Below are 19,082 nucleotides of genomic sequence, written 5' to 3' on the forward strand. Positions count from 1 at the left end.
TACAAATGAAGCGAAAATATAAAAACTATTTTAAAAAAAAAATAATTTTAAACCTATTAATACTCTTATTGCTAGCATGCTCAAGTGAATCCATATTCTCTCAACTGGGAAATCTGCAAAAAATAAAACATGAGTATAATATTTTGGGTAGCTCAAGCCCAAGAGGAATTTCTCTAGTAGGAGAAACTCTTTATATTGCAGCCATGCATTTATTTAAAAAAGAAAACGGTAAGATTGAAAAAATTGACTTAAGTAATTCTTATGAGTTTATAAATGACATTGTCAATATATCTGGGAAAACCTATCTTTTAGCACAAAACAAAAAAGAAGAACTAGAAGTTTGCGAGCTAAATGGAAAAGAATGGACATTAAAATTTAAAAAACCACTAAAAGCATATAAATTCTTAAAATCTGTGGGAAACGATGGCGTAAAAGAAGCATATATTTTAGCTATAGACAAAAAGAATAAAGAGAAAATTTTTGATATACAAGGAGTTGACAAAACCCCATCACAAGCTAATGAAAATGACAAATTTTATCAAATATCAAATGAGGATAAATTAATTACAGGAAATTCACTTAAAATATGGGGAATAAACAACACCTATACAAGTATAGACCAACAACAAGCCAAAGAAATAATGCCTATTATTAAAACAAACATTAGAGGCTTTTCTGAGATCTTAGTAATGACTGGTGGCTACAATACTCTAGATACAAAATTTAAAGTATATTCAAGCGCAAATAATTATACAACGCCAATATTTACTCAAGACGAAGTAGGTGAATTTAGCGGCTACTTTGCAAGAGAATTTAATGATGCAATATTGATTGGAAGTAATAATGGATTTGCAGAATTCACAAAAAATAAAGAAGGGGTTTTTGTTTTACAAGCACCTTCAAGATCCGTAGAACCTGGTTCTTATAACGGTTCTCAGCTAAGTAAAACGGGACTTAATGATATTATTCCTGTATCAAGCAGCGCAATTTATATATTAACTAAGGGTAAAGGTCTGTGGAAGCTAGAAAACAAGAAATTAACCAAAGAATAAAGAATAAAAATTGGTTATAAATTTCTCATATCTAGATTTATTAAAATCTTTATCATAATATTTTTTAATCTTAATGTTCAAATTAAAATTAATTTTGGATCTAAAATATAAATAATTGATATTATTTATATTAAAAATTTGACCCTCATCATTCATAACTTTAACCTCAAGATCTAAAAGAAGTTTAGCAAAAAAAATATCTCGGGTAATCACAAGGCTGTACCTATCTGCTAAATTCAAAATAAATCCATCAACATTATCTACTACTTCTAAAACAAAATTTTCTGTTTTTTCCAAGCTCAAAACCTTATTGGAAACTACAATAAGTTTCGACTTATTATGCAATATAAATTTTTGTAAAAATTTTATTATCTTAAAATTACAAGAATCAGCATCAACAAAAATTCTATTTAACAATCTTATTGTCCACCACTTTAAAAGCTAAAAAAGAAACAATGGCATTTTTATTAATAGGCCCAAATATTCTAGAATCATTCAAAACACTTAAATTGTCGTTTAATAAAAAAACTTCATTTTTTTTTAAAATAAAACACTTAACAACATCATCTGTATTGAAAAAATTATTCAATTTGTAATAACTGACCAAATTGCCATTCAAATAAAAAAAATCAGTACCCTTTTTATTCACTAAAACATTTAAACCTCTAACATAAACAGAATCACCTTGAACAGCTGCTATTCTTGATACTTTATAGCTTGCTCTTTTAAAGATTTTATTTAAAAAAAAGAAATCTTTTATTAAGGTTAATAAAAGATTATTTTTTAATCTAAAATCTTCATAAAGAACAATGTCATTCATTTTCAAAGGAATAAAAAAAGATGTTATATGTGTTGCAACAAAGAACAAGCTAGTATTTTTTGTTATAGTTGGCAACATCTCATTACTTTTAATCATAAAAATTTGCAAAACAAACTTCGTGAAAAAAAAATTAAACATTAAAAATATTAAAATATATTTTAAAAGGGTTTTTCTTTGCTTTTTCCTTGAAAGTCTTTGTTCGAAAGTTAAATACGAAGTCACTATTAAATAAACCCTATTCTAGAAAACGGAAGATATATTATTAAGGTTCTCCCAAGTACTTTATTTTTATTGATTACTCCAAAAAACCTACCGTCATGAGAATTATCTCTATTATCCCCAATTGGCAAAATATACCCATAAGGAACATAAATCCCATAATCTCTTATTATGGCTTTTTCCATATAATAATCAACATAAGGCATGAAAGCAGATAAATACTTATATTCCAATCTTTCAAACTCGAACCTATCAATAACTCTAGCATCAAAAAATGAGAAATCAGGAATGCTGCTTAAATTTATATTTAGCTGACTTAGCGCAACAAACATGGCAAAATCACCATAAATACCATAATCTTCATTTGCAATAATCTTTTTAATCTTAAAATTCTGATCAACCGAATATCGGTAAGAATCTTCTAAAATAAAACTTTCTTCACCTTCTCTTTTAATATAAGCTTTACCATTGTTAAACTTAACAATCTTGCCGTCTGCAAATAAGCCTCTTTTCACAAGAAATCTAACATTAGGATTGCCATATTCATCTCTATCAAGATCAACAAAAGATAACGTTAACATATAAAGTATTCTTTGAAAAATATCAAAAAAAACACCCTTTGATTTGTACTCTGGATTTTCAAAAATAATAATATCAGATTCTTCTGGGGTTTTAAAACCATTAATCTTAAATAATCCTGGCAAAAGTTCAGGTCCATAAGAAAATTTATCTACAAATAAAAAATCTCCTATTTGAAGAGTATTTTCCATTGAACCTGATGGTATTTTATAAGCCTGAACAAAATACTGATTTATTACCAGCACAAAAATTGCTGCTGCTACAAAATCAAATAAAAAATTAAGCAAAAATCCTCGTTTCTTAGCTCTTAATTTGCAAAAATGCTTTTTTCTTTTTCGATATGTTAAATATTTCTCAACAGAGAGTACCAAAAAAGATGCAAACTTATCCAATCTTCTTAAATACATAATCTAACCTCAAGAATTAAATCATACAAAATATTGACACTTATTTAAATACTTTTCTATACTTTAAAAGATGAAAGAAATTGATGAAAAAAAGGATGTTGAGATTTTTGAAGTTAAATTAAAGCCAGTTCTAGGAATAACACCCAAGGTTTATGTATTGCTTACAACAATAATATTGCTTTTAAGTTTAATATCAATTCTAATAATCATTCCCAAGTTTAAAAATCCAGGAGCATATTTAAAAATAAATTCTAATATTGCAAACACTTACATCTATTTAAACGAAAAATATATCGGAAGAACTCCACTTAATAAATACATAAACACTACTGAAGGGATTCTTAAAGCAAAAAGAATCGGTTTTAAAACCTACGAACAAAACATAAAAATTCGCAACAAATTTTTTGGGAACTACAACTTACAAATAAATTTAGAATTGTCTGATCCTGAAAAAATTATTAAACAAAGGCAAAAAGAGCTCTCAATAATGGTAAAAATCAAAAATACTAATGAAAATACAAAATTAATCCCTGTTTTTTCATTAGTATCTAGTGAGCTCAAAGAACACCCTAAATACATTAAAAAATTTCTAAAAGATTCCATACCTTACTTAAATTCAATAGAAATGTTTAAAGACTTTCTAGATTCATACAAAACCGTTTATTCAATAGACCGAAACAATAGTAATCAAAAAATATGGGACTCTCTAAAAACAAACTTTAATTTAGAAGAGAGAGCTATATTTTGGTTTTTAGAAAATTTAGATAAAGACTTAAAAATACTAACAGAAAATGAGCCTTGGGTTAAAACATTAACCAAAAATTTAGACAATGAAAACATACAATTAATTTCTAAAAATGAAAAAATTAATATAAAGTTACCTGGATTTAAAAAAATAAATTCAAATAAAATCGAAAAAATTCAAAATTATGAGCTAGATTCAAAAAATATTTCACTAAAATCTACCTATATTATAAAAGAATTTCTTATGCAAGAACAAAATGTCACAAAATATGAATATCAAGATTTTTTAAAAGAAAATCCAAAATGGGCATTAAATAACAAAGAAAATTTAATAAGGGAACAGCTTGTAGATGAAAATTATCTTAAAAATTTTAATCAAATGGGTTTAAGTGAAGCTATCACAGGGGTATCTTATTTCTCAGCATTAGAATATGCCAACTGGTACTCTAAAAAACTTCCCAACGGATTCAAAGCAAGACTCCCCATATCACAAGAATGGGAATTGTATCAAAAAGAACAAAGCACAAAACCATTAAATATCAATGAAATATCAAAAAAAGTTGGATTTTGGAATTTAATGCAAAATTCGTCTTTCAATGACATCGCAATATTCAAAAATGAAAAAAATTTTTATAACGAAAATTCGAATTTTTATTCATTAATAACAGAGATTAGAACATATTATAATCAAAATAATAATTTACTCAATCCATCAACTAAAGCTTCTTTTTTGAAAAATTGGAGTTCTCCAAACATTGGTTTTAGATTGATTGTATCAAAGGAATAGATTTGAACACAAACACTTTGCTTCTTGAAAACAAAAAAGCAAAATTCAATTACTTTATTGAAGAAAAAATAAGTTGTGGAATAGTACTCAAAGGGACCGAAGTTAAATCAATAAAGTCAAAAAAAATATCATTTAATAATAGCTTTGCAAGCATAAAAAAAGAAGAATTGTGGCTTGAAAACTTGCACGTATCAAAATATAAAGAGGGAAATATTTTTAATCATGATGAATTGAGGCCTAGAAAACTTCTAATTAAAAAACGAGAATTACAAAGACTAAAAAAATTTAAAGAAAAAGAGGGATACACTTTAATTCCTATTAGCTTTTATTTAAAAAAATCGCTAATTAAAGTAGAAGTCGGAATATGTAAAGGGAAAAAATTGTACGATAAAAGAGAACTGCTAAAACAAAAAAGCATTAAAAAAGATCTTAGTAGAGAAATAAAATATAAATAAAAGCTCTAATTTCCAATTACAATGAGCAATCACAATAAAAAATTGCAATTACTCATTTTCGTGATAAATAAAACTAATAACTTTTTTTAAAAGATAGTTCAAACCCAAGAGCACTAGCTTGCCCCATATTAATATCAAAACTAGGTTCAAATCCTCCAAAAGCTATATTAAGACTACTTTTAAGCTTCTTATTATAACTATTAGCAAATGTAAATGGAAGAATAATTTCTGTAAATCTTGTCAAAGCCATAGTAACTACACCTGCTAGCATCATTCCCTTACCCCAAGTCCATTTAAAAGCATTTTTTTTAACACTATCATCAAAAGCTTTTTTAAAACTATTATCAAAAGCTTTAATCTCTAAGTAAGCTCCTGTAAGTATCAAACCTATACCAACAGCATCAAATCCAAGAATAAAAATACCCCCAAGAATATCTCCTTGAGCAAAAGAACCTATTCCAAACCCCAAAAAAAGATTCAATAAAAATGGCACAAGAGAATCCTTTTTGCCACTCTCATAGGTCAAAAGTTTTTCTGCCGGACTTAAAAAAGCGTTTTCAGAACCATTAGCTTGAGCAAAACTAGAAAAAACACAAAATGCCAACAAAACAAAAATTAAAAATTTATTCATAATAACCTCTTTATTAAAACTGATACTATGTTAGCATATTAACTAAATTTAAAAAAGGTTTTTTAAAGCATTCAAACTATTTAAAATTTAAAAAAGGCTTTTTAAAATATTCAAACTATTTAAATTTAACCTTTTTCAAATTGTTACTTGAAATTCGCTTCCCAATAGAGCTTCTTGATTTGACTATAAAATTAGCAATCTCAATTCGTTTAACAATGTCTTTACTTGTAGAAAATTCTATAAATTTAGGACCCAATGAAAAATCAATAAATTCATCGCTTTCTCCTAAAAATTCATAGACTTTATCTGTAATAAATTTATCTATTTTAAATCTTTTAACATAATAAAAATTGTCAAGTTTGTTAAGATAAATTATTGAAAATATTTGTTCTTTTGAATTATTTATATCATAAATTAAAGCACATATATTGTTTTTATCTATAAATACCTTGTCTTCAATGTTCTTAAGTACATAACTTTTTTTCTTGAAAACCAATATTTTATCATAATAACTAGCATTTCCAATAAATTCTCCATCAAAAAGACTAGTTCCTACAAAACCTTCTGCTAAGTTTAAATAAACCTTCATATTCTTTGTAGCTATTTCTTTTACATTTTTTGATTTGATTAAAGAAATTTCAGTCTTCCTTTGATGCTCTTTAGAATACTTTGCAAGCAACAAATCAATAAAATTTATTGAATAACCTCTTATTGAAGAAATACTGCTATTTATACTCTTTAATTCTTTATTCAAAATTTTAACATCCCTGGAATTCTTATCAATATCAAAAAGACTTATTTTTCTAATTGGAATTTTAAGCAAATTTTCAACATCTTCTTTCAAAATCTTTCTTGAAAAAGATTCTTTGTACCTTAAAATCTCGGTCAATATTATACTTACAATATTTTCTTCCTTAGAAATTGTTTCAAGAAATTTATAAATCTTGTTTTCAATAAAAACTTGTTCCAATGTTTTATAAAATATTTTTTCAAGAATCTTGCTTTTTTGCAATTCAAGCTCCATTTTCAAAATTTTTTGAAGATGGGCTGCATGAAACTTAATAAGATCTTTAATAGTATAAACAACAGGATATCTCTCACTAAGCAGCAATAAATTAACAGAAATTGATACCTGACAATTTGTATAATGATATAACTTTTCAATCACTTCACTTGCATAAACACCTCTTGGCAAAGAAAGTTCAATAGCTACATTTTCAGCAGTAAAATCATTAATGCTTGAAACTTTGATATAATTTTTTCTAATAGCTTTCTCAATCGAAGATATCAAACTCTCAGTAGTCTCACCAAAGGGCAATTCCTTTATTACAATTGTTTTTTCATCTATAGTTTCAATTTTAGCTCTAACTAAAACTTTACCATTACCATCAGCGTATTCATTAACATCAACTATCCCTCCTGTTGGAAAATCAGGATAAAGATCGTAAGTCTCTCCAAGAAGTTCACTCTTTACTGCATTTAAAATCTCATTAAAATTGTGAGGCAAGATTTTGGCTGCCATTCCAACAGCAATTCCCTCACTTCCTTGAATTAAAATAACAGGAATTTTTGCAGGATAAAGCAAAGGTTCATTATTCCTTCCATCATAAGACGCTTCATAAACTGTTATTTCCTTACTGTAAAGAACATCAAAAGCTAAAGGGGTTAATCTGCATTCAATATAACGAGAAGCAGAGGCAGGATCACCTGTAAACAAATTACCAAAATTCCCCTGCTTTTCGATAAACAGATCCTTGTTAGCAATATTAACAAGAGCTTCATAAATTGACGTATCACCATGAGGGTGGTATTTCATTGTATTACCAACAACATTTGCAACTTTATGAAAGTTGCCATCATGCATTTCAAAAAGAGAATGTATAATTCTTCTTTGGACTGGTTTAAATCCATCAACAACACTAGCAATAGCACGATCTTTAATAACATAAGATGAATATTGCAAAAAATTATCTTTAAGTACAGTTCTAATATCCATTAAATTAAATTCTCCATAATAAAATTCCGCCTCTCAGGAGTGTTTTGCCCCATATAAAAACCCAATTTTCCTTTTATTTCTTTAATATTAAAAAGATCTACTTTTGTAAGTTTAATACTATTAATATCAATAAATCCTTTAAATTCATTTGGAGAAATTTCACCAAGACCTTTAAACCTTGTTACTTCGCCCCCCCCCTTAAGCTCAAGAATAGCTTTTTGTTTTTCTTCCTCAGAATAACAATAGGCTGTGATTTTTTTGTTTCTAACCCTAAAAAGAGGCGTCTCTAAAATATACATATGACCATTTAAAATTAAATCTTCAAAAAAAGTCAAGAAAAAAGTTAACAATAAATTTCTAATATGAAATCCATCAAAATCTGCATCGGTTGCTATTACAACTTTATTGTACCTTAAATTCTCAATTGATTCTTCAATTCCAAGAGCTACCATCATATTGTAAAGCTCTTCATTTTTATATATTTCAGATCTATTTCTTTCAAACATATTCTGAGGCTTTCCTCTAAGAGAAAATATGGCCTGAGTATAAACATCTCTACAAGATACCATTGAACCTGTCGCAGAATCTCCTTCTGTTAAAAAGATCATGGTTTGCTCTGACTGCTTACTGCTATCATTAAAATGAAACTTACAATCCTTAAGTTTGGGAATTTTAAAAGATATTTTTTTTGCCCTCTCTCTTGCTTCTTTTCTTACACTGCTTAATTCTTTTCTAAGCCGCTCATTGTCAACTACTTTTTTCTCAATCAATTTTGCAAGTATTTTATCTTTATATAAAATCTCAGAAATTATCTTTTGCACTTCCTTTGCAACATTACTTCTAGTTTCAATATTCCCAAGCTTATTCTTAGTTTGACTTTCAAATATTGGATCTTTAATTTTAACAGAAAGAGTTGCAACAAGACCCTCTCTAACATCTGTTGACGAATATGTTTTTTTAAGAAAATCGTTAATAGCTCTGACAAAGCCTTCTCTAAAACCAGTCTGGTGAGTACCCCCATCACTAGTATACTGCCCATTAACAAATGAAAAATAAGTCTCCCCATAATTATTAGTATGAGAAAAAGCAAATTCTAAAGTTTTACTAGAATAGTAAACAATATCATAAAGTAAATCATCGCTTTTAATTTCTGAATTCAAAAAATCTAACAGACCGTTTTTAGATTCAAAAATCTGATCATTATAGTTTATTATAAGTCCTTTATTCAAACAAGCATAATGAAAAAATCTTCTCTTGAGAAAATCTTCGCTGTAAGAATATTTTCCAAATATCTCTGAATCTGCTAAAAACTCAACATAAGTACCGTCTTTATCAAAAGATTGCATTTCCCTAGATTCCAATAAGTTTCCCTTAGAAAACAAAGCCTCAAAAGATTTACCATTTCTTGTTGATCTTACTAGAAACCTTGAACTTAAGGCATTAACCGCCTTAGTTCCAACCCCATTAAGCCCTACAGAAAATTGAAAAACATCATCATTATACTTAGCTCCAGTATTAATAACTGAAACGCTTTCAACAACTTTACCAAGAGGAATTCCTCTTCCATAATCTCTGACTGTAATAAGATTGCCTTCTTTTTTTATAAAAATTTCATTACCGTAACCCATAATAAATTCATCAATTGAATTGTCTATTATCTCTTTAATTAAAATATAAATACCATCATCAATATTAGAACCATCTCCTAAACGCCCAATATACATACCAGATCGCAATCTAATATGTTCAAGAGAAGATAGCGTAATTATTTTGCTTTCATCATAATTTTGAGTCTTCATTTAAATCCTTGCTTTACGAATTAAATTTTAATAGCTTCAAGCTTTTTAACTATTTGATCTCTAATAATACTAGCAAGATTATCTTTTTCATATTCACTTAATTTTAAAATATCTATCAAAGGATGAACATGAATATAAACAGATAATCCAGAATTAAAAATAATATTTTTAATAAAAAAATTATTAGTATTATAAAGAGTAACAGGAAGAACAGATGTTCCTGTCTTTAACGCCATCTTAATTGCACCTTTTTTAAAAACCTTAGTATCTCCCCCCCGATTTCTAGTTCCTTCAGGAAAAATTCCAATAGACCTACCCTCTCTCATAACCTTTATTGCTTTAATTTCAGCCTCAGCAGCAGATTTTATGCTCTTTCTATTAACAAAAATAGCACCCATAACAATCAGAACAAGATTCACAAAAGGAACTCTAAGCAAAGAGTGCTTTGCCAATATCACAAATGGATTAACAAAAGTATAAATAAAAATCAAAGGATCCATAGCCGCAATATGATTTCCCATTATTATTACATTGCTTTTTTTGGGAATATTCTCAGAACCTGTAATAACAATCTTAATTCCAGCAATCCATAAGCTAATCTTAATACAAACTCGCATTATAATAAAGCTTAATCTAATACAATAGCGCTCAAGTAAAAAAATCTTACAAAGAAAATAAAAAGGAGATAAAAAAATTAAAATCAACAAGAACAACAAAACATTAAAATAAGCCATAATACTTCTCAATATTTTCATAAAAACTATTATCCTATTTTTTCTATTCTCTCAAGTTTTAATTTTTGCCCTTTAACTAAGCTTACATCATCTTTTAAAATTTTAATAGGATTAAGAATGATTGTAGAAAATTTTTGCTTTTGAACAATTCTCTCGCTATGTTCAAGGAAAAAAGATTCAATAAGTTTGTAACTACCCATATCAATTTCATATTCAAGAACAAAATTATTGTTTAAAGGGAAAATATTAAAAATACCATAATAAATTTTATTCTCATCAATATAAGTTAAATGGGGATAAGAAAAATCATAAATTTTATCCTTATATACGTAATTTCCACTAGGAATAAAATAGGAATTACTGTCCTTCTTTTTAGAATTTAAGACATTCTCGTCATATCTCTTAAATGCCCCTGAAAATCCACTATTATCATAAGAATTTGTACTAGTGTCAATTTTTACTTCGATATTCTCTCTATCTACAATTTTTATCCAAAAGTTGTAAACTATTAAATCTGAGAAAAGAGACTTTGTGCTAATGTTAAGAGTATTGTAAGCTGGTTTTGAAATATATTCAATCTTTGCAACTTCTTGAGAATTTTTTCTAAAAAGATTAATCTCACTTGACTGCCTTTCAAAAGATAAAAATAAAACTTCATCGATATCTTTACCCTGTTTTTTATTATAATCATGGGCATCGTACCAAACTCCATGCAAAAATCTATAAACCTCATCTTTACTTAAATCCTTTAAAGTTTTATAAATATTATTATCAATCTTTCCAACTTTTTCATTCACAGAAGAAAGATAATATTTACCTTGAACATGAGAATATTCATATTTTTCAATCTTACTAGTTATTAAATCTTCGCCTACTTTTTCATACTTTTCTAAAGAAATAGAATAGCTTTCTCTTGATCTATTCTCCTCATAAGCTGAAGATCTTGCATACTTGTTAATAAGAATAGTGCCATTAACTATATCAAAAAATATAGGTCTATAAGACGAAACATCATTTAAAACAGATTTTTGAAAAACATACAACACAGAGTTATCTTTTGAAAATCCCTGAATAACTATATTAAAATCATAATCACCCGTAATATCTTCAAGATACATGTTGTAAGAATTTTTTGGATCAATATCTACTTGAGTTTTAAAAAGAATGGTTCCAGCTTTAATTCTAGGATCAAAACCAATAATAAACAAATACGCATTAAGATTTGAAAAATTTTGAGCTAAAACTACCTGTTCAAAATAAACATCTAAATTTAAATTTTCCTGTTGAACTGCAAGAATTTTATAACCTTTTAAATCTATAATATCTCCAAAAAAATCTTCCATTTTATTAATTTCTAAAACATTGGAATTTAGATTATCAATCTTAGAATCAGATTTTACATCTTTGTTAAAAACAATAAAATCTTTGCTTACTTTAGAACAAGCAAGTAATATGAAAAAAAATAACAAAAACAAAGTTTTATAAAATTTATAAAAACAACTATAAAGCTGGGTTAATTCTTTAATAAAATTAATTGCACTAGCCCCTAAAACCTTTGTCATATCATTTATTTTTTAATCTTTACTAAAATTTTGCAAAGCAAAAAACGACTCATTAAAATTATTAACAAAATCCTTTTTATTCAATAAAAAATCTGTAATTAAACCGCTACTTGCAATGTTAAAACTTTCAAGAAGCTTTTCATTTTCAATACCTTCTTTCATGAGATTAGATCTTTGTTTAGCTGTATTAAAGAAAAATAAATAAACTTTTTTATTAGCTACAAAAGGCTGAGACCAAGAATTTTCTTTTAATCTAAAAACGGTATCATAAAAAGCTTTACTATTATTAAATTCAACCAACTCCTTTAAAGTACTGGGATAGACATTAACATTATAAGACAAATTAACAGTTTCTTCTTTTAAACTAAATTTATATTTTTCAAGAGCTTGGCTTAAACTATTAGATTTAACATCGCCAAGAAAATCATTTAACTTATTTTCCAAATAACCTTCAATAACACTTGGTTCATAGGTTTCAATATAATTTTTAACAGAGCTAATATCACGATCTGAATTTTTATCAAAATCTTGAATATTCCCAAATGCCTTATATATTAGATATTCATTTTTATTTTTAACCTTAATGGGCTTGCTAAACTCACTTTCTCTTAAAGAAAAAATGGAATTTAGATCCTCTTTCTTTTCAATACTAAGATCTAAATCAAAATAATACTTATCCAGAAAAGCAACACCTTTAAAATTAGCTATATCATCTGAATAAAGCTTAGCAAGCTCTTCAAATGGAGTTTTGTTTAACAACTTATCATAAGCATTCTTAGCATCACTCAAATTTTTAAAACGAATAGTCGCAAGTGTCAAGCGTTTAAATAAATTTAAATTTTTCTCAGCATAAATTATTGCCTCTTTATTAGAAAAATCCTGATACGAAAGAGAAAGGTATGAAATACGCCTTTCTACACTACTCATATTTTTAATCATATTGAAAAGAGAATCGGGAAATACTAAATTACCGTTTAAAAAAATTTTCACATTAGAAAACAGCATATTTTCTACCATATCATCATAAATTTTAACTTTTTTATAATCAGAAGTTTTATTATATCTTTTAGAGCTAAAATTTCCACTAGAGTCTAAATATTCGGGAGATCTGAGTAAGTTTTTATTGAGCATTTCCTTAGAAATATAAAAATTATTTCTTTTTATCAAGTCAAGAAAAGCAATGTCCTCAACATATTTCATAAATGCCAAATACCAAGCATTATAATCTATATTAATATTTTGAGAATTTCCTTGTAATCTAGAATAAAGATTTGAATAATAATTAACATACTTGGCAAACTTGCTATCTTTTTTATAGAAAATAGGTTGGCCTTTATAAGAACCAAATTTTAATCCGGAAGAATGGGGATTGTCAAATAACCCTGGAAGCAAAGGCGCAATAATAAATCCGAAAACAATTAGAATAAGAGCAAAAATACTCCATATACCAACTTTTCTCTCTTTAGACTCAGACATAACTAAATCGTTTTTGATTTTTCTACTTCTTTTTTGCATAAAACAACCTTTAATAAGTAAGTATACTAATGATTTAAATACTAAATTATCACAATTGAAAAATTATTGCAATTGAAATATCTAACTTAAGCTGTACTTTTAATAGTATAGAACTTAAAAAAGAAATTTTACATTTCTAGCATGAGAATGAATCACTCTAATTCAAAAAGGAGAATAAATTCAAACGCATATGAATCAAAACAAATTCAACCTTAATATAAATATAACTAGGGATGAACTTTTAAGATTAATAAAAATAGTTTACAACAATTTTGGAATCAATCTTAGCGAAAAAAAAAAGATGTTAATTGAAAGCAGATTATCATCTCTTCTTAAAGTTAAAGGTTTTAAAAATTTTACTGAATACATCAACTTTTTAGAAAAAAGCACTGGAAATATTCAATTAATTGAATTAGTAGATAAAATATCAACAAATCATACCTATTTTTTCAGAGAACCTAAGCATTTTGACTTTTTAAATAAAAAAATATTGCCCAAACTTGTTGAAAAAATATTAAAATCGGAAAACTCAGAGATTAGAATATGGTCAGCTGGTTGCTCAAGTGGTGAAGAGCCATATACAATTGCAATGATACTAAAAGAATACATGGAAAATAATAAAGTAAATTTTAAAGTCAAGATTTTAGCAACAGACATTTCGATTAGCGTTCTAAATGAAGCCCATGAAGGGATTTATCCTGAAGATCGTACAACGAATTTGCCCAAATATTTGAAAATTAAATATTTAAATCAACTCAAAGATGATAAATTTCAAGTTAAAGAAATTTTAAAAAAAATGGTTTACTTTAAAAAATTAAATTTAATGGATGACAAATTTCCATTTAGCAAAAAATTTGACCTAATATTCTGTAGAAACGTAATGATCTATTTTGATGAAAAAACCAGAAACACCCTTGCTAATAAATTCAACTCTTATCTTAAAAATGATTCTTATCTTTTAATTGGGCATTCAGAAACAATCAGAGGAAACAAAAATCTTGAATACATAATGCCTGCAACTTATAAAAAGAACCAGTGATTAAAATTACTGGTTCTTTTTATAAGAAAACAATTTTATATTATATAAGCATCCATTTGGCTTAAAAAGCCTAAAATAATTCCCTAGGTTAAATTTACTTTTTCGCCTATTTTAATAAAATAAAGCAATTCTCCAATTGTTGCCACATGATCGCCTACTCTTTCTAAAAAACTATTCAAAAACAATATATTTAAAAGATAATCTAAATTTTCAGGATTTTTTTTCATTGCATCAATAACAACACTTTTTTGCTTTGAAAATAATTTATCTATTATATTGTCATACTTAACTATCTTTAATATTTTAGTAAAATCTCCATCGAAATATGCATCAAAAATATCAGACAACATCTCTTTAGCTGTATCAGCCATTTCTCTTAAAGGCTTAAAATATAGATTAAGAAAATCAAAATCGTCTAAGTCCGATTCAAGAAGAAGAACAACTCTTACTATCTTAGTAGCATGATCTGCAATCCTTTCAAGAGAACTTATTATTTTAATAATTGCTAAAATTTCTCTAAGCTCTGTAGCAACAGGATGCTCAGTAGCAATTATTCTCCCACAAAGATCCTCAATATCGTATTGATAATCATCTATTATTTTCTCATCCTCATTGATTATTTTTTTAGCTAAACTTTTATCTTTAGACTCTAAAGCCAATAAAGAGTCATCTATAATTTTGAGCACACATTCTTTCATATCCCAAAGATAATCTTTTATTATTTCAAGTTGTTTAGTAAGCCTTCTTCGTACCATACTATATCTCCTAAAAAAACCGCTTTAAAAACAAATATCTTATCTTGGCTCTCTCATAATAATCACTAAAAGGGTAATTATCAATAACTAACTTGTAGCAATACAAAGCCTTTAAAAAATCTTTATACTCGCTCTCAGATTCATAAAGTTTTCCCAATAAATAACTATATTTATCTGAAAAAGTTGAATTCCTATACTTAGGAAAGTACAGAGAACTAAAATTTAAAGCAAACTCATACTCTCCGCTTATTACTAAAAACTCAAAGATATCAAGATAAATACTCTCGGAAAAATCAACATTCTTTTCAACTAAATATCTAGCATTATCCAAAACCTCTTTTTTAATATTCAATTCTATACCAAGCCTAATTAGATTAAAAATGATGCTTTCAAAGCATCTGCTCTTCAATTTTAAGTAATTCTCATAAGATTCCAAATAATCCCCATTTTTATAATGAATTTCTGCCTTCAATAAAATATATTTATCATCATTAAAATTATACTTATTAAGCAAATCTATTGCTCCTTTGTAATCATTTATATAAGACAAATTCAAAGCTCTAGCAATAATCTCTGAGGAAACTGATCTATCAATACCACCATTTTCAAGTTCAAAACGGTTATTATTGTTTTCTATCCCCTTATCTTGATTAGAATAATCATTCCCGTGTGGAATTTCAACTTTAAACTTTTTTGTAATCTTCAAGATAATTATCTTATTAAACTCATTTGAATCTTCAACATTTTGGTAGCTAAAAATCAACTTAATTTCACCTTCTTTTTTAAAAGTTTGAAAAGTAAAAACAGCACCCTTATCATAAGACTCTCCAATCAACTTAATAAAAGCTCCATTTTCATTGCTTTTAATATAAATCCAAGACTCATCTTTAAAAGAAAGATTAAACTTTGAATCGGTATTGACATTAATATCTACTTCTCTGCTGCTAAAATCAAGCTCATATAAATCATTTTGACTTATAAAAGTTGCCTGGGGATAAACTTCAAAAATAATAAATAGCAAACTTATATAAATCAAATATTTTTTAATCATTCGGAAATTTCTAAAATTTTATCTATTAATTTTTCATTTTCCTTCTCAATATCAATGTTAAATAAATTCTCTTTTTTAATCCAAATACCCTTGAAAAAATTCTCATCAAGAAATTTATTTTTAATTAACCCATCAATAACTAAATTTTTATTTAAATTTTCATTTAAAAAATCAGGCCTTGGAATAAAAAAATCATCCATATTTAAACATTCATTTAAATCAAAATAAAAATCTTCCATATTGACTAATTTAAGCTTAGCGTCTAAGTTGTCTTCAACCGACTTTTGAGATTTTTCCAACATTTGAGTTGAATAAAAATAAGTAATGCTTGAAACAATAAAAACCAAAAATATTAAAATTAAAAAATATTTTCTAAAACTAAACTTTCTATCTTGCATGTTAATTCCCTTGAATCTAACTTAATTATATATTAAACACTTTACTTTCACCATTATCAAGCGTAATGCCTATCAGATTTTCACCACCTTCAGAAACATATGCATTATGGGTTATTACTAAGAGTTGAATTTTTTTCCCTAACTCTTTTAAAAGTAAAGAAAGTTTTTTACTATTTTCAAAATCAAGAGCTGCATCTATCTCATCAAGCATACAAAAACAAGCAGGAGAATAATAATAAAGTGCAAATAAAAAAGCCATACTAACCAAAGTGCTCTCACCCCCTGAAAGCATATTATTGCTTTTAACAAATTTATTTGAAAAATTTATTCTGATCTCGACATTATCAGTATTTTCATTATAAAAAAGAATGGCTGTTCCTTTGAAAATTTTCTTAAAAAAATAAGAAAAATTTTTATTAATCTCATCAAATGCTTCCCTAAACTTTTTATAAATCTCATTTTTTATTTTTTTTTGAAGCTTTTGTAATGAATATTTTGAAAGTTTTAAATCTTCTATTTGTAAACTTATTTTTTCAAAACGATCCTTAGTTTCATCAAATTCTTTATCAATATTGAAAAATACATAATCACCTAAATTGATTGCATCAATCTCTTTATTCAATAGTTTTCTGTTCTCAAGATCTTCTTCCAATTCAAACTTAGATGACATTCCACTAGAAATACTGAAATTTTCTATTTCATCCTTAATACTTGCATTAGAATTCAAAAGAAATTCGTACTCTGTCTGTTTTTTTATATATTCATAATAATTAGTTTTTTTAAAATCATTTAAAAAATTTAAAGAATTAAAATCTTTATCCTTAAAAGAATCATCACCGGATTTTGAAGCACAAATAAGATTACTTAAATTAAGCTGAATATCACTCTTTTCTAAATTCAAATTTTCAAGCTTTGAATACAAACCTTTAAGCTCCTCATCAAGACCATTCTTGGATTCAAATAAAAATGCCAAATTACCATCTATTAACTTGATTTCATCTAAATTTTTAAATTTAGAAAACTCTATATACTCAAGCTCCCCCAATATATCATTTAATTGGGATGTCTTTTCTTCGATCAATCTCTCAGTATTTGTTATTTCTTTAGCAAAATTTGTTTTCAAAGCATTTTTTTCTAGCAAAAATTTCTTCAAATTAACATTTTGATCAAAAATGGGCTCAATTTTCTCCTTTAATAAGGATAAAAGATCTTCATCTTTACTTATATATTTGATTAAATTTACCCTAATCTCTTTAATATATTTTATACTCAAAGATTCTTCAAAAAGCTTAAGGGATTCTAATATATTTTCTTTCAACAAAACAAGCTCTTCTGATTTAGCGCTCTTTAATACAGATAAAATTAAATCTACAAGTTCAAAAAAATTTTTAGTATATCTATTAATCTCATCACTTATAGAAAAAAATTCATTTTTCTTTTCTTTAAGCAAACTATTTAATTGATATAAATCGTTATTTATAAAATTTTTTTTCTCTTCAAATGTAGCTTTGCTTTTAATAAACTTATCTTCTAAATTTATCTTTACCTTTTTTTCTTGCTCTAATTTTTGAATCTTAATCTCTAGTCCAAGAATCTTAGAATTCATCATTTCAAGATCTTTTTCTAATACTTGAATATTATCCACAACACTTTTTTCTCTAAACGAATAAAATTCTAACTTTTCCTTAAAGCTAGAAGACAATAATTTACCCAAACCACCTAAGTTTAATTCGCTTTTTAAAGTATTAAGATCAAAATTAATATTGAAAAGCTTTTTTAATGTTATTGTTTTTTCTAGAGCTTCTAATTTTTGACTCAAATCTTGATGTTTTTTTCTCAAAAGATAAACATTTTTTATGTTGTCATATTTTTGTTTTAAATTTTCTTGCAAGGTCAACAAAGACAACAAATTTTGATTAGATTGCTTAAGATTTTTAAAGGCTTCTTCTTCTTCAAATTTCAAAACATCTATTCCACTTGCTTGCTCAATTAAAGATTTAAGGCTTACATTCCTTCCTAAAGAAATGTCTTCAACTTTACCTTGAGTTATAAACATATAAGGAGATTTTTTAAACTGGAACTTGTTTAAAAGTCTATTATAATCTTGAAGATTTAAAATTTTATTATTAAAATAATATTCGCTTGAACCATCTTTATAAAGACGTCTGCGAATATAAAAATTCTCTCCAAATTCTCTTAAAGACAATTTTTCATCATTAGTATTACTAAAAAAAAGAGTTATTTCTGCAAAGTTTGATTTTCCTAATTTTGAAACAGAAATTAAATCCGAAATATCTTCAACTCTTAAAAATTTTAAATCATTTTCTCCCATGCAAAACCGAACAGCATCAATAAGATTGCTTTTTCCACACCCATTAGGTCCCACAACAAAACTTAAATTTTGACCTATTTCAAGCTCTTGTCTATTTAAAAAAGATTTAAATCCCAAAAGCACTATTTTTTTTAAAACCAAACTAACTCCCAATTAAAATTAAAAATCAACTACTGATAAATCTACAATTTCATATTATAATAAATA

At 26.4% G+C, this 19,082-nt stretch carries 17 protein-coding genes; 4 read left to right on the forward strand and 13 right to left on the reverse strand.

Features of this window, described 5'->3' with window-relative positions; translation table 11 throughout:
* Positions 1-5: 5 nt before the first annotated feature.
* Entirely contained in the window at positions 6-1,052 is a 1,047-nt protein-coding gene (locus OY14_00140; protein ID AJA89882.1) for a hypothetical protein, read from the forward strand.
* Here OY14_00140 and OY14_00145 read toward each other — a convergent pair.
* Genes OY14_00145 through OY14_00155 form a run of 3 tightly spaced genes read right to left on the reverse strand, consistent with a single transcriptional unit; the run spans position 1,038 to position 3,077 of the window.
* Complete coding sequence (locus OY14_00145; GenBank protein ID AJA89883.1) at positions 1,038-1,469, reverse strand: hypothetical protein; 432 nt, start codon at positions 1,467-1,469, stop codon at positions 1,038-1,040. The genes OY14_00140 and OY14_00145 overlap by 15 nt on opposite strands.
* A complete protein-coding gene (locus OY14_00150; GenBank protein ID AJA89884.1) occupies positions 1,459-2,094 on the reverse strand; it encodes a signal peptidase in 636 nt (211 codons plus the stop codon). The genes OY14_00145 and OY14_00150 overlap by 11 nt, the downstream gene beginning before the upstream one ends.
* A gap of 2 nt (positions 2,095-2,096) precedes the next feature.
* Complete coding sequence (locus tag OY14_00155) at positions 2,097-3,077, reverse strand: signal peptidase (GenBank protein ID AJA89885.1); 981 nt, start codon at positions 3,075-3,077, stop codon at positions 2,097-2,099.
* A 70-nt stretch (positions 3,078-3,147) separates the two neighbouring features.
* On the opposite strand from OY14_00155, the gene OY14_00160 reads away from it, so the two are divergent.
* Together OY14_00160 and OY14_00165 are read left to right on the forward strand one after the other, a co-directional pair.
* Complete coding sequence (locus OY14_00160; GenBank protein AJA89886.1) at positions 3,148-4,608, forward strand: hypothetical protein; 1,461 nt, start codon at positions 3,148-3,150, stop codon at positions 4,606-4,608.
* A 2-nt stretch (positions 4,609-4,610) separates the two neighbouring features.
* Positions 4,611-5,063, forward strand: a complete 453-nt coding sequence (locus OY14_00165) for an SsrA-binding protein (GenBank protein AJA89887.1) — start codon at positions 4,611-4,613, stop codon at positions 5,061-5,063.
* A gap of 73 nt (positions 5,064-5,136) precedes the next feature.
* Here the strand turns inward: OY14_00165 and OY14_00170 are convergent, their stop codons facing one another.
* From OY14_00170 to OY14_00195, 6 genes are all read right to left on the reverse strand, one after another.
* Positions 5,137-5,694 carry a membrane protein gene (locus tag OY14_00170; protein ID AJA89888.1) on the reverse strand — a complete coding sequence of 186 codons (558 nt, stop codon included), beginning with the start codon at positions 5,692-5,694 and terminating at the stop codon, positions 5,137-5,139.
* Positions 5,695-5,809: 115 nt separating this feature from the next.
* Positions 5,810-7,690 (reverse strand): DNA topoisomerase IV subunit A, encoded by a 1,881-nt coding sequence (locus OY14_00175; GenBank protein AJA89889.1) that lies wholly within the window; start codon positions 7,688-7,690, stop codon positions 5,810-5,812.
* Positions 7,690-9,489, reverse strand: a complete 1,800-nt coding sequence (locus OY14_00180; protein ID AJA89890.1) for a DNA topoisomerase IV subunit B — start codon at positions 9,487-9,489, stop codon at positions 7,690-7,692. The genes OY14_00175 and OY14_00180 overlap by 1 nt, the downstream gene beginning before the upstream one ends.
* Positions 9,490-9,509: 20 nt before the next feature.
* Positions 9,510-10,244, reverse strand: a complete 735-nt coding sequence (locus tag OY14_00185; protein AJA89891.1) for an acyl-phosphate glycerol 3-phosphate acyltransferase — start codon at positions 10,242-10,244, stop codon at positions 9,510-9,512.
* Between the two features lie 8 nt (positions 10,245-10,252).
* Positions 10,253-11,785, reverse strand: a complete 1,533-nt coding sequence (locus tag OY14_00190; protein ID AJA89892.1) for a hypothetical protein — start codon at positions 11,783-11,785, stop codon at positions 10,253-10,255.
* A gap of 12 nt (positions 11,786-11,797) precedes the next feature.
* Positions 11,798-13,300 (reverse strand): hypothetical protein, encoded by a 1,503-nt coding sequence (locus tag OY14_00195; GenBank protein AJA89893.1) that lies wholly within the window; start codon positions 13,298-13,300, stop codon positions 11,798-11,800.
* A 190-nt stretch (positions 13,301-13,490) separates the two neighbouring features.
* Between OY14_00195 and OY14_00200 the strand changes: the two genes are divergently transcribed.
* Complete coding sequence (locus OY14_00200; protein ID AJA89894.1) at positions 13,491-14,339, forward strand: chemotaxis protein CheR; 849 nt, start codon at positions 13,491-13,493, stop codon at positions 14,337-14,339.
* Positions 14,340-14,422: 83 nt separating this feature from the next.
* Here the strand turns inward: OY14_00200 and OY14_00205 are convergent, their stop codons facing one another.
* From OY14_00205 to OY14_00220, 4 genes are read right to left on the reverse strand one after another with little or no spacing between them, the layout of a single operon-like run.
* A complete protein-coding gene (locus OY14_00205) occupies positions 14,423-15,094 on the reverse strand; it encodes a PhoU family transcriptional regulator (GenBank protein AJA89895.1) in 672 nt (223 codons plus the stop codon).
* Between the two features lie 10 nt (positions 15,095-15,104).
* The gene (locus OY14_00210; protein AJA89896.1) at positions 15,105-16,145 is read right to left on the reverse strand and encodes a hypothetical protein; all 1,041 of its coding nucleotides are present in this window, start codon (positions 16,143-16,145) and stop codon (positions 15,105-15,107) included.
* Positions 16,142-16,543 carry a hypothetical protein gene (locus OY14_00215; GenBank protein AJA89897.1) on the reverse strand — a complete coding sequence of 134 codons (402 nt, stop codon included), beginning with the start codon at positions 16,541-16,543 and terminating at the stop codon, positions 16,142-16,144. The genes OY14_00210 and OY14_00215 overlap by 4 nt, the downstream gene beginning before the upstream one ends.
* 25 nt (positions 16,544-16,568) lie before the next feature.
* Positions 16,569-19,016, reverse strand: a complete 2,448-nt coding sequence (locus OY14_00220) for a hypothetical protein (protein AJA89898.1) — start codon at positions 19,014-19,016, stop codon at positions 16,569-16,571.
* Positions 19,017-19,082: the final 66 nt, after the last annotated feature.

The sequence above is a fragment of the Borreliella chilensis genome (genome assembly GCA_000808095.1).
Taxonomy (GTDB): Bacteria; Spirochaetota; Spirochaetia; order Borreliales; family Borreliaceae; genus Borreliella; species Borreliella chilensis.